We start from the raw sequence: 16590 nt of genomic DNA on the forward strand, positions 1-16590 counted from the left end.
TCGGCCTGTGCCGATTCTCGCTCGTCGTGAACGCGCAGGATCAGCGCTCTTCTTCGGGGACGGATGCCGGAACGGTCGTCAGCCGCTCCGTCTCATCCTGTATCTCGGCGGCGATCTTCTTGAGTTCCGGCTCGAACTTGCGGCCGTGGTGGGCGCAGAAGAGCAGTTCTCCGCCGCTGAGCAGGACGACGCGTACGTACGCCTGGGCGCCGCAGCGGTCGCAGCGGTCAGCGGCCGTCATCGGGCTCGCGGGGGTCAGAACAGTAGTCACGTCGCCTCTTCTCTAGCTCGACGAGCTGTCGTACCAGGGTCAACATCCAACCAGCCCCAAAACGTTCCCGCTCGTGGCTTCTCCTCGAAAAATCTTTCCGAGGCGGCCGTCTGCTGCCGGTTTGGCGGCGAATGTGCCGTATTGCGTGGTCTGTGGTGCTTACGGTTTCGCGCTGTCGGTCATGGTCCGATCCTCCCGGCTGGCTTGCCGGTTTGTTCATGAGGACGTGCCCGGAGCCTAAATGGTTCATGCCCCGAAGGGAACGTGATATGTACTTCACTCCAACGAGGGATCGAACACGCATGCGACGCTGGACTAGTCTGAGTTTCAGACCGAGGGTGGCGTTACAACGGCTCTACCAGGCCTCGGTACCCTCTTGGCGGCAACCCAAGCCGTGCCCTTACCCAGAAGGGCCTCAACTGAAATTCAGCGAGGAGCGAACCGCGTGACCGCCGAAACGTCCGTGCCGTCCACAGCGCTGCTGGCAGGAGCAGACCGGGACGGTTCCAACTACACCGCGCGGCACCTGCTCGTCCTCGAGGGCCTCGAGGCCGTGCGGAAGCGCCCGGGTATGTACATCGGCTCGACCGACAGCCGTGGTCTGATGCACTGCCTGTGGGAGATCATCGACAACTCCGTCGACGAAGCCCTGGGCGGATATTGCGACCACATCGAGGTGATCCTCCACGACGACGCCTCGGTCGAGGTCCGTGACAACGGCCGTGGCATCCCCGTCGACGTCGAGCCCAAGACCGGGCTGTCCGGTGTCGAGGTCGTCATGACCAAGCTGCACGCCGGCGGCAAGTTCGGCGGCGGCTCCTACGCCGCCTCCGGCGGTCTGCACGGCGTCGGCGCATCCGTGGTCAACGCCCTGTCCGCCCGACTCGACGTCGAGGTGGACCGCAGCGGCAACACGCACGCGATCAGCTTCCGGCGAGGAGTCCCGGGCTCCTTCGGCGCGGACGGCCCCGACGCCAAGTTCGAGACGGGCGGCCTGCGCAAGGTCAAGAGGATCGCCAAGAACCGCACCGGCACGCGCGTGCGGTACTGGGCCGACCGCCAGATCTTCCTCAAGGACGCCAAGCTCTCCCTGGAGCATCTCCACCAGCGGGCCCGCCAGACCGCGTTCCTGGTGCCCGGCCTGACCATCGTCGTCCGCGACGAGTACGGCCTCGGTGACGGAGGCAGCAAGGGCGAGGAGTCCTTCCGCTTCGACGGCGGCATCAGTGAGTTCTGCGAGTACCTGGCCACCGACAAGCCTGTCTGCGACGTCCTCCGCTTCACGGGGCAGGGCACGTTCAAGGAGACGGTCCCGGTCCTGGACGAGCACGGGCAGATGACCCCGACGGAGGTCACCCGCGAGCTCGGCGTGGACGTGGCGATGCGTTGGGGCACCGGCTACGACACGACACTCCGGTCGTTCGTCAACATCATCGCCACGCCCAAGGGCGGCACCCATGTGGCCGGCTACGAGCAGGCGGTCGCCAAGACGATGAACGAGGTGCTGCGCGCCAAGAAGATGCTGCGCGTCGCCGAGGACGACGTCGTCAAGGACGACGCCCTGGAGGGCCTGACCGCGGTCGTCACCGTCCGCCTCGCCGAGCCGCAGTTCGAGGGCCAGACCAAGGAGGTCCTCGGCACCTCGGCGGCCCGGCGCATCGTGAACACCGTGATCTCCAAGGAGTTCAAGGCGTTCCTGACCTCCACCAAGCGCGATGACGCAGCTCAGGCGCGGGTCGTCATGGAGAAGGCGGTCGCCGCCGCGCGGACGCGCATCGCGGCCCGGCAGCACAAGGACGCGCAGCGCCGCAAGACGGCACTGGAGTCCTCGTCCCTGCCCGCGAAGCTGGCCGACTGCCGCAGCGACGACGTCGAGCGCAGCGAGCTCTTCATCGTCGAGGGAGACTCCGCGCTCGGCACGGCGAAGCTCGCCCGGAACTCCGAGTTCCAGGCGCTGCTGCCGATCCGGGGCAAGATCCTCAACGTTCAGAAGTCGTCCGTGACCGACATGCTCAAGAACGCGGAGTGCGGCGCGATCATCCAGGTCATAGGAGCGGGCTCCGGGCGCACCTTCGACATCGACGCGGCCCGCTACGGCAAGATCATCATGATGACCGACGCCGATGTGGACGGTTCCCACATCCGGACTCTGCTCCTGACCCTGTTCCACCGCTACATGCGTCCCATGGTCGAGTCCGGCCGGGTGTTCGCCGCGGTGCCGCCGCTGCACCGCATCGAACTCGTCCAGCCCAAGAAGGGCCAGGACAAGTACGTGTACACGTACTCGGACCGTGAGCTGCGCGACAAGCTGATGGAGTTCCAGAGCAAGGGCGTCCGGTACAAGGACTCCATCCAGCGCTACAAGGGTCTCGGCGAGATGGACGCCGACCAGCTGGCCGAGACGACGATGGACCCCCGTTACCGCACTCTGCGGCGCATCAACCTCTCCGACCTGGATTCCGCGGAGCAGGTGTTCGACCTGCTCATGGGCAACGACGTGGCGCCGCGCAAGGAGTTCATCTCCAGCTCGGCGGCGACGCTGGACCGGTCCCGCATCGACGCGTAGCCGCTGCACCCGGCTCGGCGCGCAGTTCTACGGCTCCGCAGTCGGGACGGGCAGGCCCGGGTTCTCCACCCGCGGGTGGAGAACCCAGGCTCCCGCATATCCACCCACGATCCACCCCAGCGCCGATCTGCGGACCGGCATGGTTCCGTAGCGTCGAAGGCGTCGGCAGCACTCGCTGTCGGCACCCCCTTCCCGCTCACGGAGGCTGTGATGTCCGGGCTCGTCAACGCACTGGTGATCGTGGTCGTGGCCGCAGTGGTGATCGTGCGGCAGTTCCGCGCAAGCCGCATCGACACGGACCGGCGATGGTGGCTCCTGCCCGGGATCCTGGCCGTCATAGCGCTGCGCGAGCCCGACCTGCTCGACGCCCGTCACCACACCGCCTCGGCTCTGGTGCTCGCCGCCGAAGTGATCGTCGGCCTGGCCATGGGAGCCGCCTGGGCCTGGACCACCCGCGTCTGGGTGGAGCCGGACGGCGCCGTGTGGAGCAAGAGCACCAAAGCGAGTGCGGCCGTCTGGGCCGTTGGCATCGGTCTGCGGATGGGCCTCTTCGCGGTCGGTGCGCTGATGGGCATCCACCAGCACAGCTCGGCCCTGATGCTGGGGCTCGCGGCCACCCTGCTGGTCCGCTCCGGGATCCTGATCCGGCGCACGCAGTCTCTGAACCAGGCTCCCGCGCACGCCACGGCGTACGGTGACCACGTGCCCCGGTCCGCGTGGAAGGAGCGCGTGTGACGGAGAACGTCTGGACCCGCTGGCCCTCACGGGAGGCGCTGGGTCCCAAGGAGATCTCGCGGCCGAGGCGGCTGCTGGCCTGGGCCGTGCGGCTGCTGGTGCTGGGCGCGTTGCTGTGGAGCGCCTTCCACGACAGCCGCGTCCATGGGTGGGTCGCGGTCGCCGGGGCCGGCGGAGCACTTGTCGCAGGTGGACTGGCGTGGGCTTTGTTCCGCACCACGCTCGAGCACCGCCTGTGGCCGTCCCTGGCACTCGTCCTGATGCTGCTGGGGTTGGCGGCCGGAGTCGAGGCCGTCGACTTTCGCACCCCAGCCGTGGTCCTGTGGTGCGGGTGTGCCATCGCGGCGCTGGAGCGACTGCCTCTGGCGGCCGCGCTGCCGGTGGCCGCGCTCGCTTTCGCCGCCTTCGCCACGGTCAACGACGACACGGGGCTGACCTCGGCCGCCTCCATCGGAGGAATGGCCCTCGCCGGATACGCACTGCGTCTGGACGCCGAAGCCAGAGGCAACGCACAGCGACTGCTCGCCCAGGAGCGGGCGGCGCGTGCGGCCGAGGCCGAGTCGGCCGCACTCGCCGAGCGCGCCCGCATCGCCCGGGAGATCCACGATGTCCTGGCCCACAGTCTCTCGGCGCAGCTCGTGCACCTGGAAGCGGCCCGACTGCTGATCGAGCGGGGTGCGGACCGCGAGCAGATCCTCGAACGCGTGGTGGCGGCACGCGGGATGGCCCGAGACGGTCTCGAGGAGACCAGACAGTCGCTCTCCGCGCTGCGCGGTGAACTGACGCCGCTGGAGGACTTCCTGACCGACCTCGTCCGCACATCGGACGGTGCCGAGGTCACCGTGGGGGGTGAACGCAGACCGCTGCCGGTCGAGGCGTCGCAGGCGGTGCGCAGGGTCGCCCAGGAAGCCCTGACGAACGCCCGCAAACACGCACCGGGCGCGAAGGTACGCGTGCGGCTGGAGTACAGCCCGCGTGAAGTCACCCTGGATGTGCGCGACTCGGGGGGTTCGCCGGGCGAACTCGCCCAGGCGGGAGGCGGGTACGGTCTGCTGGGTATGCGGGAGCGCGCCGAACTGCTGGGCGGGTCGCTCGCTGCCGGACCGGACGAGGAAGGCTTCGTGGTGACGCTGAAGGTGCCGGTATGACGGAGGAGGCGGAGAAGAAGCCCGCCAGGGTGGTGGTCGCGGACGATCAGACGGTCGTCCGGGAAGGCATCGTGATGCTGCTCGGGCTGTTGCCGGGGGTCGAGGTCGTGGGCGCCGCCGGGGACGGGGACGAGGCGGTGCGGCTCGTCGCCGAACTCGCTCCCGACGTGGTGCTGATGGACCTGCGCATGCCCCGCTGCGACGGAGTGGAGGCGACTCGGCGCATCCGGTCGGAGCATCCCGGAACACAGGTCGTGGTGCTCACGACCTTCGCGGACGACGAGTCCCTGTTCCCGGCGCTGAAAGCGGGAGCGCGGGGATACCTCACCAAGGACGCGGACGGGGACGAGATCGTCAGGGCCGTGCACAGCGTGCTGTCCGGGGACGCGGGGCTGTCGCCGAGTGTCCAACGGAGGCTGCTGGAGCGTCTGTCGGCACCCGAACCGGAGCCGGCGGAGCCCGCTGCGGCCCCCGACGGGCTGACGACCCGGGAGGCGGAGGTGCTGGTGCTGATCGCCGAGGGTCTCAGCAACCAGGAGATCGCGCGCAGGCTGAGCGTGTCCACCGCGACCGTGAAGACCCACATCAACAACATGTTCACCAAGACGGGCATCAAGGGCCGTGCCCAGGCGGTGCGTTACGCATACCGGAAGGGGCTGGTGCGGCCGCCGACGGGGTGAATGGCTCTTTGGTCACCTGATGGGGTGAAGCGTGCAGGGAAGAAGTGTCGGGGATCTTCCCGTTCTGTCCATCCTTGGGCATGCAGTCAAGCAACGGCCGTGCCCGCGCCGACGGGGACGGCCCCGAGACCGGCGATCCCGCGCCCTCCGTGGGCGAGAACCACCAGAGTCAGGCCCAGGCGTTCGTCGAAGCGCCAGGAGAAGTGCGCTACGAGGACCCGTGGTACGACGCGCTCGCCTCGGGTTGGGGCGAGTCGGCCACCATGGGCCCGCCCGGGACAGAGTTTCCGGCGGCACGTCGCGAGCAGAAGACCGGAGCCGTGGCAGCGGCCCAGGTCTACCTCGAGGTGCAGCGCAGCGCGGCCTTCCAGGAGGTGCGCAGCCGGTACAGGCGGTTCGTGGTGCCTGCGGTCGCCGGGTTCTTCGTCTGGTACGTGGCGTACGTCGTGACCGCGACGACCGCGCCCGCGTTCATGGCGCGGCCGGTGGCGGGCGCGGTGAACGTGGCGTTGCTCGCCGGGCTCGGACAGTTCCTCAGCACGTTCCTGCTGACCTGGGCCTACGCCCGGCACGCGCGGCTGCACAGGGACCGGGCGGCGCTAGAACTGCGCTGGGACACCCAGGAGCTGACGCGCGGCGCGAGGGGTGGTGCGTCATGACCGGCAACCATCAGACGCCGGCGTTGCTGCTGTTCAGCGCCTTCGTCGCGGTCACGCTGGGGATCACGACCTGGGTGAGCCGCAACAGGCAAGGTTCTCAGGAGGAGTTCTACGCCGGAGGGCGGCTGTTCTCCCCGATGGAAAATGGTTTTGCCATCGCGGGCGACTACATGTCGGCCGCCTCCTTCCTGGGCGCCACCGGGCTCATCGCGCTGTACGGATACGACGGTCTGCTGTACGTGGTGGGCTTCCTCGTGGCCTTGCTGGTGGTGCTGTTCCTCGTCGCCGAACTGGTGCGCAACTGCGGGCGGTTCACACTCGCCGACGTGGTCGCCGCGCGCATGAGCGAGCGGCCGGTGCGGATCGCGGCGGGAACTTCCTCGGTCACTGTGTCCGTTCTCTATCTGGTGGCGCAGATGGTGGGCGCGGGCAGCCTGGTCGCGCTGCTGCTGGGGAACACCGGCGAGGCGGCCCAGTCCTGGGCCGTCATCGGGGTCGGTGCGCTCATGGTGATCTATGTGTCGTTGGGAGGGATGCGGGCCACCACGTGGATTCAGATCGTGAAGGCGGTTCTGCTGCTGGGCGGCACCATCGTGCTCACCGCGCTCGTCCTGGTGCGCTTCCACGGTGACTTCGACCAGTTGCTGCGCACGGCGGCCGAGCGCAGCGGGCACGGTTCCGCGTTCCTGGCACCCGGGCTGAAGTACGGCGGGGACTGGACCTCGCGCTTCGACTTCATGAGCCTGGGGCTCGCACTGGTGCTGGGCACGGCGGGGCTGCCGCACATCCTGTCCCGCTTCTACACCGTGCCGACCGCGCAGGCCGCCCGGCGCTCCGCCGTCTGGTCGATCGGGCTCATCGGCGGCTTCTACCTGATGACGATCGTCCTGGGCTTCGGTGCGGCGGCGATCGTCGGCCCGGAGGCCGTACGCGGCTCGAACGCGTCCGGGAACACGGCGGTTCCGCTCCTTGCCCTCGACCTGGGCGGCGGCGCCGACTCCACGGGGGGAACCGTCCTGTTCGCGGTCGTGGCGGCCATCGCCTTCGCCACGATTCTCGCCGTAGTCGCAGGGATCACGCTCGCTTCCTCGGCGTCGGTGGCGCACGACCTGTATGCCTCCTTGCGTCGCCGGCACGCCGAGCCTCGCAGCGAGGTCGCGGTGGCGCGGGTCGCCGCCGTGGGCATGGGCGTGGTCGCGATCGCTCTCGGCCTGCTGGCCCGCGATCTCAACGTCGCGTTCCTGGTCGGGCTCGCCTTCGCCGTCGCCGCGTCCGCGAACCTGCCCGTCCTGATGTACTCGCTGTTCTGGCGGGGCTTCACCACGCGGGGTGCCGTGTGGGCGGTGTACGGGGGGCTGGTTCCTGCCCTGGCGCTCGTCGTGCTGTCGCCGGTGGTGTCCGGGAGCCCCGAGTCGCTCTTCCCGACCGTCGACTTCCAGTACTTCCCCCTGCAGAACCCCGGCCTGGTCTCGATTCCGCTGGGCTTCCTGGCGGGCTGGCTCGGTACGGTCACCTCGGCCGAGGTCGCGGACGAGGCCAAGCACGCGGAGACCGAGGTGCGGTCACTGACGGGGGCGGGTGCCGCCTAGGTCCTGTCTGGAGTTCGGATCACGAGTGTGGTGCGATGCTGCGGAGCCAGAGCATCGCACCACACAGGTGCAGTCCGGCCTCGTAGCTCTCCGGGGTCTTGTCGTACCGGGTAGCGATGCCGCGCCAGTTCCGCAGCCGGTTGATGCACCGTTCCACGGTGTTGCGCTCTTTGTAGAGTGTCGCGTCGTGCGAGACCGGCCGGCCGCCGGCGCTGCCACGCTTCTTGCGGTTCGCGGCCTGGTCGACCTTCTCCGGGATCACGGCTCGGATCCCGCGTCGTCGCAGGTAGCGGCGGTTGTGTCGGGACGAGTACGCCTTGTCCGCGGCCACCGCATCCGGCCGGGTCCGCGGGCGCCCGATCGGGCCGCGCACCTTTACCCGTTCCAGGACCGGGGCGAACTGCGGACTGTCGCCGGCCTGCCCGGGCGTGAGGACGAACGCAAGCGGGCGACAGCGTCGGTCAGCCGCCACATGGATCTTGCTCGTCAGTCCGCCCCGGGAACGCCCCAGCTCGGCGGCTTTCAAGCGGGCCCGGTGTCGTCGGCGGACCCGTCGCCGCTCGACGCGCGCCTCATCCTCGGCCTGTCCGTCTTGCGTTCTTTGCTCCTTGTCCTCGCCCCCTTTTCGGCCTCGACGGCCAGTTCCAAGGCCGCCAGCTGCTCGGAGTCCAGGGCCATCCCGGCGGCGTGATGGTGGGCCCGGGCGGTCGCCGAGTCCACGCTGACCAGGCCCAAGTCGGCCTGGCCGCGGGCGGCGGCCTCGGCGATCACTGTTTGCATCAGGTCCTGGAAAACGCCCCGCGTCGCCCAGATCCGGAAGCGGTCGTAGGCGCTCTGCCAGGGCCCGAACTCGGCCGGCAGGTCACGCCAGGGGCTACCGGTCCGGAACCGCCACATCACCGCGTTGAAATGTTTCCGCAGGTCAGGGATGGGCCCAACCGCGGCAATCGGGAGATGGGGCTCGATCAGGGCCCACTGCTCATCGGTGAGATCGCCTCGCGCCATGACTGACGGCCTATCAAGACCGAGCCCTCGCGCGCAGGCGATCTGCCGAACTCGTGATCCGAACTCCAGACAGGACCTAGCGCGCGGCTCCTGCGCCCCGCCGTACGTGCCGCCGCGCGCTCGCCGTACTGCATCGCCCGTACGCGCCGCACTCTCCGTATCGCATCGGAGCCACGGCCTGTGGCTACGGCGCCACCCACGCGTACCGGTGTTCCGGGCGGCCCGTGTCGCCGTACTTGAGGGAGAGGTGCAGGCGGCCGGCCTGTTCCAGGTGGCGGAGGTATCGCTGGGCGGTGGAGCGGCTCAGGCCGGTCTCGGCGGCGACCTCGTGGGCCGACAACGGGTGGTTCGCGCGGTGCAGGACGGCGCAGATCAGGTCCGTGGTCGGTTCCGAGTGGCCGCTCGGCAGGCCGGGCGAGGACGGTACCGGTCCCGTGCGCAGGGCACCGAACATCCGGTCGACCTGCTCCTGGCCGGCGATGCCGTGACCGCCCGCCCGGTCCACCGTGCGGCGCAGGGCGGCGTACGAGTCGAGGCGCGTGCGCAGCGCGGCGAAGGTGAACGGTTTGACCAGGTAGTGCAGGGCGCCCAGGCGCATCGCGGTCTGTACGGTCGTGACGTCGCCGGCCGCCGTGATCATGATGACGTCGGTACCGTGCCCCTGTTCCCGCATGTGGTGGACGAGTTGGAGGCCGGTCTGGTCGGGCAGGTAGTGGTCGAGCAGCACCAGGTCGATGGTTCCGCGCTCGACGGCGGCCAGCGCCTGCGCGGCACTGTGTGCGCGGGCGGTCACCCGGAAGCCGGGAACCTTTCCCACGTACTTGGCGTTGATCTCGGCGACACGGAAGTCGTCGTCCACGACCAGGACGTCAATCATCGGGCCTCTCTCCGTGAAGGCCAGGCGGGCGTCAAGCCCGTGTCTCGGCTTCGCTGTTGTAGCGCGAGCAAAACGAGCACAACAGGCTACTGCAAGCATGGCGTTCAACCCGAACATCCAGAACACCGACGCGGGCCTGAGCAAGACCTGCACGACCGAGTTCGTCGACAAGTCGGTGGGCTGACGGTCGAGCAGGCGGCGGGTCGGGATCCGTATCCCAGGAGGGGCACGGTTCCTTCCCCCGCCGTCAAGAATCGGGCCCTCAGGCGCGGGTCGCCCACACGTAACGGTGTTCCGGGCGGCCCGCGTCGCCGTACTTCAGGGTCAGCCGGGCCCTTCCCGTGCGCTCCAGGAGCTTCAGGTAGCGCTGGGCGGTCTGGCGGCTCACCCCGGTCCGGTCGGCGATCTCCTGGGCCGACAGAGGCCCTTCGGCGTTCATCAGGGACTGGCGCACGAGTTCGGCGGTGGTGGGGGAGTGCCCTTTGGGCAGACCGGGCTCCGAGGGGGCGGAGAGCGCGCCGAAGATGCGGTCTACGTCGGCCTGTTCGGCCTCGCCGCCGCCGTCGAGCGTGCGGCGCAGGTCGGCGTACGCCTCCAGCTTGGCGCGCAGGCCCGCGAAGGCGAACGGTTTCACCAGGTACTGGAGGGCGCCCTGGCGCATCGCCGCCTGCACCGTCGAGACGTCCCGGGCGGCGGTCACCATGATCACGTCGGTCTGGTGGCCTCGCCGGCGCATCTCCTGGACGACCTCCAGACCCGTCTCGTCGGGCAGGTAGTGGTCCAGCAGGACGAGGTCCAGACGGGGCAGCAGTTCCAACTGGCGCAGCGCTTCGGCCGCGTTGTGGGCCTCACCGGCGACATGGAAGCCGGGCACCTTCTCGACGTAGGCGGCGTTGACCCGGGCGACCCTGGTGTCGTCGTCCACGACCAGGACCTCGATCATCGCGACTCCTCCTCGACGGCGACCTGCGCCGGTGCGGCCCATGCGGGTTCCGGGCCGGGTTCCAGACCGGCGTCCGGGCCGGGTTCCAGGTCGGGATCGGTCAGCGCCTCGGGCAGGACGACGGTGAACTCGGCGCCCCCGCCGGCCGCTTCGCCGACCGCCGCGCTGCCGCCCTGCCGCTCGGCGAGCCTGCGCACCAGGGAGAGCCCGATGCCGCGCTTGCCATGAGCCGGCGGCTTCTTCGTCGACCAGCCCTCGGTGAAGATCAGTTCCCGCTGCTCGGCCGGGACGCCGGGGCCGGTGTCCCACACCCGCAGTACGACGGCATGGCCCTCTGTGCGCAGTTCGACCTCCACGCGCGCGTGCGGCTTGCCGGCGACGGCGTCGAGCGCGTTGTCCACGAGGTTGCCGACGACCGTGACCAGCCCGCGCGGGTCGATCAGGCGGTCGGGCAGCCGGGTGCGGTCGGAGACCCACAGGGCGACGCCGCGCTCGGCCGCGACGGTCGCCTTGCCGACCAGCAGCGCGGCGAGCAGCGGGTCCTCGATCTTCTCGGTCACCTGCTCGGCGGTGGCCCGGTGATCGCCGACCACTTCCCCGACGAACTCCACGGCGTCGTCGTACATCTCCAGTTCGAGCAGCCCCAGCAGCGTGTGCATGCGGTTGGCGTGCTCGTGGTCCTGGGCGCGCAGCGCGTCGATCAGGCCGTGCGTCGAGTCGAGCTCGCGGCCGAGCTGTTCCAGCTCGGTGCGGTCGCGCAGGGTGGCCACGGCGCCGCCGTCGTCGGTGGGCATGCGGGTGACGACCAGGACGCGCTGTCCCCGGACGGCGATGAGGTCCGTGCCGGTCACCCGGCCGGCCAGGACGTCGGCCGTACGCCCCTCGCCGAGCGCCTCGTCGGGCGACGCGCCCACCGTCTCGTTCCCGATGCCGAGGAGGCGCTGGGCCTCGTCGTTGAGCAGCCGGACGCGGCCGGCCCGGTCCAGGGCGACGACGCCCTCCCGGATGCCGTGCAGCATCGCCTCGCGCTCGGCGAGCAGCGCCGAGATGTCCGAGAAGGCCAGGTCACGCGTCTGGCGGTGGACCCGCCGGGAGATCACCCAGGCGGCCAGCGCGCCCACGGCGAGGGCGCCTCCGGCATAGGCGAACAGCCCGGGGATCGCGTGGATCAGGCGGGCCCGCACGCTGTCGTACTCGATGCCGACCGAGACCGCGCCGATGATCCTTTCCTCGCTGTCGCGCAGGGGCACCTTGCCGCGGGCCGAGCGGCCCAGGGTGCCGCTGTCGATCTCCATCACGTCCTTGCCGGCCAGAGCCTCGCTCGGGTCCGTCGAGACGTGGCCGCCGACCTGCTTGGCGTCGGCGTGCGACCAGCGTGTGCCGTTGAGGTCCATCACCACGACGTACTCGGCGCCGCTTGCCTTGCGGATCCGCTCGGCCTGCCGCTGCACCGGTCCGCCGACGGTCGGCCGTGTGCTCCGGAGGTCCTCGGCGATCTGCGGTACCGCGGCGGTCGTCTGCGCGATGGCCAGGGCACGGCGCATCGCCTGGTCGTCCAGTTGATCGCTGAGCGGGGCGAGGAACAACCCGGTCGCGAGCACCACGACTCCCGCGGCGATCGCCAACTGCATCAGCAGCACCTGCGAGAACATGCGCCGCGGCATTCCGAGGCGCAGGCGACGGGCGGGGGGAGTCGGGCTCATACCCAAGACGGTACGTGGGCGGGCCGGTGCAGCCGTAGGGGTGGGTGGTGTGGATCTCTTGACCCGGTCAAGAGGAAACGGTTCGCCACTGTCCGCGCGGGGTGCGGTCGAGCCGTGTCCGGGGGTGTGTCAGCCCGCCAGTGCCGTCCCCGCCGGTTCACGCACCGCGACCACATCCATCCGCGCAGGTGAACCGAGGACCGACGTGCCGCAGCTTTCCGGCCGGGGTGGCCGGGAGTCGCCCTGAGCCACGTCGACCAGCCAGTGGCGTCCGTCGGTGTGTGCGACGGTCACCTCCCAGTGCGGCGCGCCGCCGGTGGTCCGCACGACTCTCAGCGCCTCCGCCGCGTCTTCGCCGGTGGCCGCGCGCACCGCCAGCTCCGCCGCCTGGCCGGGCCGCTCCCAGGCCGAACTCCCCCGGCACCCCTCCACGACGATCCGCCCCTCCTGGACGCCGTGCAGGACCTCCTTGACGGCATGGGCCTCGGCGCGGCCGTACGCGTACCCGTGCGGCAGGACGAGCAGGGTGGGGGAGAAGCGATGACCCCCCAGATGGGTGACCTCCCAGGCGCCCCGCACCCCGGAGGCGGCGAGTTCCGCGGCCAGCGGACGGCCGAGGAGGGCGCAGCAGCGGTCGCGCTTGCCGTTGGTGCAGACGAGGGCGAGGGGGTCGCCGGTGTGCGGCCGGCCCCGGAGCGCGCTGTCGAAGGTGTGGCGGTCGCCCCGGCCCAGCGCGGCGAAGTCGAGGTCCAGCAACTGCCGGGGGTCGTGGGTCGTGGCGCTGTGCAGCCACACCCTGCCGGGGACGGTGTGGGCCGCGTACACCTGCCGCAGGCGCGGTGCGCCGACGTCGGCGTGGCGTCCGGGCCGCCGGATGAGCGCGACGCGTACGCCGGTGTCCTGCGCGGCGGTCTCCAGGGCGCGGCCCAGGACGGGATCCAGGTGGCTCGAGACCAGCGCTTTCGCACCCCAGGGGCCGGGCTGTTCCAGGAGGAGCCAGGTCGTTGCCGTGGCCGCGGTTCCGGAGATGGGCTCGTCGAGGTCCCGAGAGACGGTCGCGCACGTACTCACAGAGGTGAGCCTAACCTGACTTGAAGCGGGGCGACTTCCGGGCGCGGCCCGGCCGGGGCACGTGTCCCGGCCGGGGCACGTGTCCCGCCGCACGGGTACGCGTGCGTGTGCCGGTGCGGGGCGTGACGGGGTGTTGCCCTGCTCGGGGACGAGGCGCACCCGCTGTCCCGGCCCGCCCTTGTCCTCTCCTGCCCCGTTCCTGCCCTGTCCCCGGGCGGCGCCGAGTAACCCGCGCGCGTGATCGGCCCCGCTACTCCGGCAGCGGCTGCGGCTGCGGCGGCTTAGGCCCCACGTAGTGTCCGCTCGGGCGCATCCGTAGCGGGCGTTCGCCGTATTCCTCCAGGGCGTGGGCGATCCAGCCCGCCGTGCGGGCCACGGCGAAGATCGTCTCGCCGGCCGAGGACTCCATCCCGCAGGACACCGTGAGGACGGCGAGCGCCAGGTCCACGTTGGCGTGCAGCGGCGCGTGGCGGGCTGTCGTGGCGACGATGTCCCGGGCCGCGGCGAGGGCGGGCGCGGCCTCGGGGATGTCGTCCAGGAGGGCGAACAGGGCACGCGCGCGTGGGTCCTCGCCGGGGTAGAGCCGGTGGCCGAGGCCGGGGACGCGGCGGCCGGCCCGCAGCTCCTCCGCGATCACCGGGGCGGCGCTGCCGAGGTCGAGCACCTCGAGCAGCATGCGGTGGGCCAGCCCGGCGGCGGCGCCGTGCAGCGGTCCCTCGATCACACCGAGCCCGGCGGAGACGGCCGCGTAGGCGTGCGCGCGGGCCGAGGCGGCGACGCGCACCGCGAGCGTCGAGGCGGCCAGGTCGTGGTCGACGAGCAGGCCGAGTGCCGTGTCGAGGGTGTGCAGCCGCGCTTTGTCGGCGGGGCGTCCGCTGAGCCGTGCCCACAGGCGCAGGGCGAGGGAGCCCTCGTCGCGGTGGCTGGGCCGCTTCGGGGGCAGGGCGGCGACGAGCGTGGGGATCAGGATGCGCGCCGTACCGAGCACGGCGTCCTCGGACAGGTCGAACCGCAGGGGGTCCGCGGCCGCGGCGGCGACGGCGGCGACCCGCAATCGATCGGTGGGACCGGTGTGTTCGGGCAGGGCCTCCACGACCCGGCGGGCGGCCGCGACGGATTCCTCGGGCGCGGTGAAGGTGATCCCGGTGCGCAGCCGACCGGTCCACAGCCACTCGGCGACCTCTTCGTACGAGTGCCGGGCGGCCAGTTCGACCGCGTCGACGCCCCGGAAGTAGTAGCGGTCCTTGTCGATGAACGTGACATGCGTGCGCACGGACAGCTCCGACCCGGACCCCGGACTCCCGCTGCCCTCCCGCCTGTTGCGCCGGGCGAGCGCCTCGACCTCCTTGGCGTCGAAGGTGCTGCCCCGGCCGCCGGGCGTGCGTCTGCTGCTCAGTTGGCCGCGGCTGACGTACGCGTACACGGTCTCGGGCTTCACGCCCAGCAGCTCGGCGGCCTCCTTGGTGGTCAGCCGTCGTTCGGGGTGGCCTGGGCCGGGTTCCTGATCACGCATGAGGGTCACCGTATCCACAAGGCACATGTATTGATTCAATCAATATTGACAGAGATTGAGTCAAGCATGGACAGTCAAATCAAGTCCAGGGAGGAAACATGTCCGTCAACATGGCCGCAACCACACGCCCCGACGTGCCGCGGGGCCTCGCGGGTGTCGTCGTCGCCGACACCGAGGTCGGCGACGTCCGGGGACGCGAAGGCTTCTACCACTACCGCCAGTACTCCGCCGTGGACCTCGCGCGCACCCGCCGGTTCGAGGACGTCTGGCACCTCCTGGTCCACGGCGCTCTGCCCGACGCGCGACGGAGCGCCGCCTTCGCCGCCGAGACCGCGGCGCTACGGCGCCTGCCGGACGCGGTGGCCGCCGCACTGCCCGCCATCGCGGCAGCCGGTGCGGACGCGAACCCGCTCGCCGGGATGCGGACGGCGCTGTCGCTGCTCGGCGCGGCGAAGGACTTCCGGCCGGTGTACGACGTCGACGCGGACCGGCGCCGTGAGGACACGGTCGTGGCGGCCGCGGCCGTACCGACGCTGCTCACCGCGCTGTACCGGCTGGGGTGCGGGCTCGACCCCGTCGAGCCGCGCGAGGACCTGTCGTACGCGGCGAACTACCTGTACATGTTGACCGGCGTCGAGCCCGATCCAGAGCGCGCCCGGGCTGTCGAGCAATACTTGATCGCCACCATTGATCACGGCTTCAACGCATCAACCTTCACGGCGAGGGTCATCGCCTCGACCGGGGCGGACATGGCCGCGTGCCTCGTGGGGGCGGTGGGGGCGCTGTCGGGGCCGCTGCACGGCGGCGCGCCCAGCCGCGCCCTGGACACCCTGGACGCGATCGGCACTCCCGACCGCATCGACCCGTGGATCCGTGAACGCGTCCTCGCCGGTGAGCGCATCATGGGCTTCGGGCACGCCGTCTACCGCACGGAGGACCCGCGTTCGCGCATGCTCCGCGCGATCGCCCTGCGCTTCGGGGGCCCGCGAGTCGCGTTCGCCGTCGAGGTCGAACGGCACGTCGAGGCCATCCTCGCCGAGCTGAAGCCGGGCCGGGAACTGCACACCAACGTGGAGTTCTACGCCGGCGTGGTCATGGAACTGTGCGGGCTGCCCCGCGAGATGTTCACTCCGACCTTCGCGGCGGCGCGGGTGGTGGGCTGGAGCGCCAACATCCTGGAGCAGGCGGAGGACTCGAAGATCATCCGCCCGGTCGCGCGGTATGTGGGGCCGGAAGCGCCGGCGGAGGTGCCGGCCCTGACCTGAAGAAGTCCCGTTCGAAGAGCGGGCGGACGCGAGGAAAGGCCCGGTGTCGCGGGCGGGCGAGCCGGGCCGTTTTGCTCGGGAGGCCTATCGGTGGCCTATCAGTGGCCTGTCGGAGGCCTATTGGGAGGGTCCAGAGGATCTAGAGGTCCGGAATATCGGCCTTCGCGCGGAGAAGAGTCTCGCGCGTGATGACGACAATGCGCTCGTGACCGCCGCGCGAAGCGTCGGCGGGAAGGTCAGGGTCCAGTGAGTTCGTGACGTCCGCGCCGATGACGGCGAAATTGCCGTCGGCAAGTTCGAAGATATCGGGGCAGTTTGCTCCGCTCACGCTCCCTCGATCGCGCGGAGACGCACCGATTCGTCGAATGATCTGGCTCACTGTTGCTTCCCTCGGGTCCGTTGGCTTGCGCACGACGACTGCGCGGTGCAAGGCGGGCCCTGTGGGGTCGCTCGTCATCCGGCGGCGTAGGCGACGATCTGGTGGGGTCCTCTACGCGATCAAGCGCGAGTCAACCTCCTGGCATCCCCCTCAACTCCCAACTTGACCTGTTCGTTATGGGCCGAG

At 70.5% G+C, this 16590-nt stretch carries 15 protein-coding genes; 7 read left to right on the forward strand and 8 right to left on the reverse strand.

Annotation, left to right across the window (positions count from 1 at the left end; translation table 11 throughout):
- Window positions 1-40: 40 nt before the first annotated feature.
- A complete protein-coding gene (locus OG352_RS31910) occupies window positions 41-271 on the reverse strand; it encodes a DUF7455 domain-containing protein (RefSeq protein ID WP_329221692.1) in 231 nt (76 codons plus the stop codon).
- Window positions 272-716: 445 nt separating this feature from the next.
- On the opposite strand from OG352_RS31910, the gene OG352_RS31915 reads away from it, so the two are divergent.
- The 6 genes from OG352_RS31915 (at window position 717) to OG352_RS31940 (ending at window position 7648) form a co-directional block, all read left to right on the forward strand.
- Window positions 717-2837 carry a DNA gyrase/topoisomerase IV subunit B gene (locus OG352_RS31915; RefSeq protein WP_329221693.1) on the forward strand — a complete coding sequence of 707 codons (2121 nt, stop codon included), beginning with the start codon at window positions 717-719 and terminating at the stop codon, window positions 2835-2837.
- A gap of 210 nt (window positions 2838-3047) precedes the next feature.
- Complete coding sequence (locus OG352_RS31920) at window positions 3048-3572, forward strand: DUF1453 domain-containing protein (protein ID WP_329221694.1); 525 nt, start codon at window positions 3048-3050, stop codon at window positions 3570-3572.
- The gene (locus OG352_RS31925; protein ID WP_329221696.1) at window positions 3569-4720 is read left to right on the forward strand and encodes a sensor histidine kinase; all 1152 of its coding nucleotides are present in this window, start codon (window positions 3569-3571) and stop codon (window positions 4718-4720) included. Before OG352_RS31920 ends, OG352_RS31925 begins: the two co-directional genes overlap by 4 nt.
- Window positions 4717-5400, forward strand: a complete 684-nt coding sequence (locus tag OG352_RS31930; protein ID WP_329221698.1) for a response regulator transcription factor — start codon at window positions 4717-4719, stop codon at window positions 5398-5400. Before OG352_RS31925 ends, OG352_RS31930 begins: the two co-directional genes overlap by 4 nt.
- A gap of 80 nt (window positions 5401-5480) precedes the next feature.
- Window positions 5481-6059, forward strand: coding sequence for a DUF485 domain-containing protein (locus OG352_RS31935; protein WP_329221699.1), 579 nt, complete (start codon window positions 5481-5483; stop codon window positions 6057-6059).
- Window positions 6056-7648, forward strand: coding sequence for a solute symporter family protein (locus tag OG352_RS31940; RefSeq protein WP_329221700.1), 1593 nt, complete (start codon window positions 6056-6058; stop codon window positions 7646-7648). Before OG352_RS31935 ends, OG352_RS31940 begins: the two co-directional genes overlap by 4 nt.
- Before the next feature lie 19 nt (window positions 7649-7667).
- Here OG352_RS31940 and OG352_RS31945 read toward each other — a convergent pair.
- The 6 genes from OG352_RS31945 to OG352_RS31970 form a co-directional block, all read right to left on the reverse strand.
- Window positions 7668-8653, reverse strand: a protein-coding gene (locus OG352_RS31945; RefSeq protein WP_443072116.1) for an IS5 family transposase whose coding sequence is annotated in 2 segments (ribosomal slippage) — window positions 7668-8243 and window positions 8246-8653 — 984 coding nt in all. Because the reading frame shifts where the segments join, the coding sequence is not laid out codon by codon here.
- Window positions 8654-8837: 184 nt separating this feature from the next.
- A complete protein-coding gene (locus tag OG352_RS31950; protein ID WP_329221702.1) occupies window positions 8838-9530 on the reverse strand; it encodes a response regulator in 693 nt (230 codons plus the stop codon).
- Window positions 9531-9792: 262 nt separating this feature from the next.
- Entirely contained in the window at window positions 9793-10473 is a 681-nt protein-coding gene (locus OG352_RS31955) for a response regulator (RefSeq protein WP_329221703.1), read from the reverse strand.
- Entirely contained in the window at window positions 10470-12176 is a 1707-nt protein-coding gene (locus tag OG352_RS31960) for a sensor histidine kinase (protein ID WP_329221705.1), read from the reverse strand. The genes OG352_RS31955 and OG352_RS31960 overlap by 4 nt, the downstream gene beginning before the upstream one ends.
- A 129-nt stretch (window positions 12177-12305) precedes the next feature.
- Window positions 12306-13247, reverse strand: coding sequence for a sucrase ferredoxin (locus tag OG352_RS31965; RefSeq protein ID WP_329221706.1), 942 nt, complete (start codon window positions 13245-13247; stop codon window positions 12306-12308).
- Between the two features lie 250 nt (window positions 13248-13497).
- Window positions 13498-14760 carry a citrate synthase gene (locus OG352_RS31970; RefSeq protein WP_329221708.1) on the reverse strand — a complete coding sequence of 421 codons (1263 nt, stop codon included), beginning with the start codon at window positions 14758-14760 and terminating at the stop codon, window positions 13498-13500.
- Window positions 14761-14858: 98 nt separating this feature from the next.
- Here OG352_RS31970 and OG352_RS31975 point away from each other — a divergent pair, with 98 nt between their 5' ends.
- A complete protein-coding gene (locus tag OG352_RS31975) occupies window positions 14859-16025 on the forward strand; it encodes a citrate synthase/methylcitrate synthase (RefSeq protein ID WP_329221710.1) in 1167 nt (388 codons plus the stop codon).
- A gap of 139 nt (window positions 16026-16164) precedes the next feature.
- On the opposite strand, the gene OG352_RS31980 is transcribed toward OG352_RS31975, so the two are convergent.
- Complete coding sequence (locus OG352_RS31980; RefSeq protein ID WP_329221711.1) at window positions 16165-16404, reverse strand: hypothetical protein; 240 nt, start codon at window positions 16402-16404, stop codon at window positions 16165-16167.
- Window positions 16405-16590 lie beyond the last annotated feature (186 nt).

The organism is Streptomyces sp. NBC_01485 (assembly GCF_036227125.1).
GTDB lineage: Bacteria > Actinomycetota > Actinomycetes > Streptomycetales > Streptomycetaceae > Streptomyces.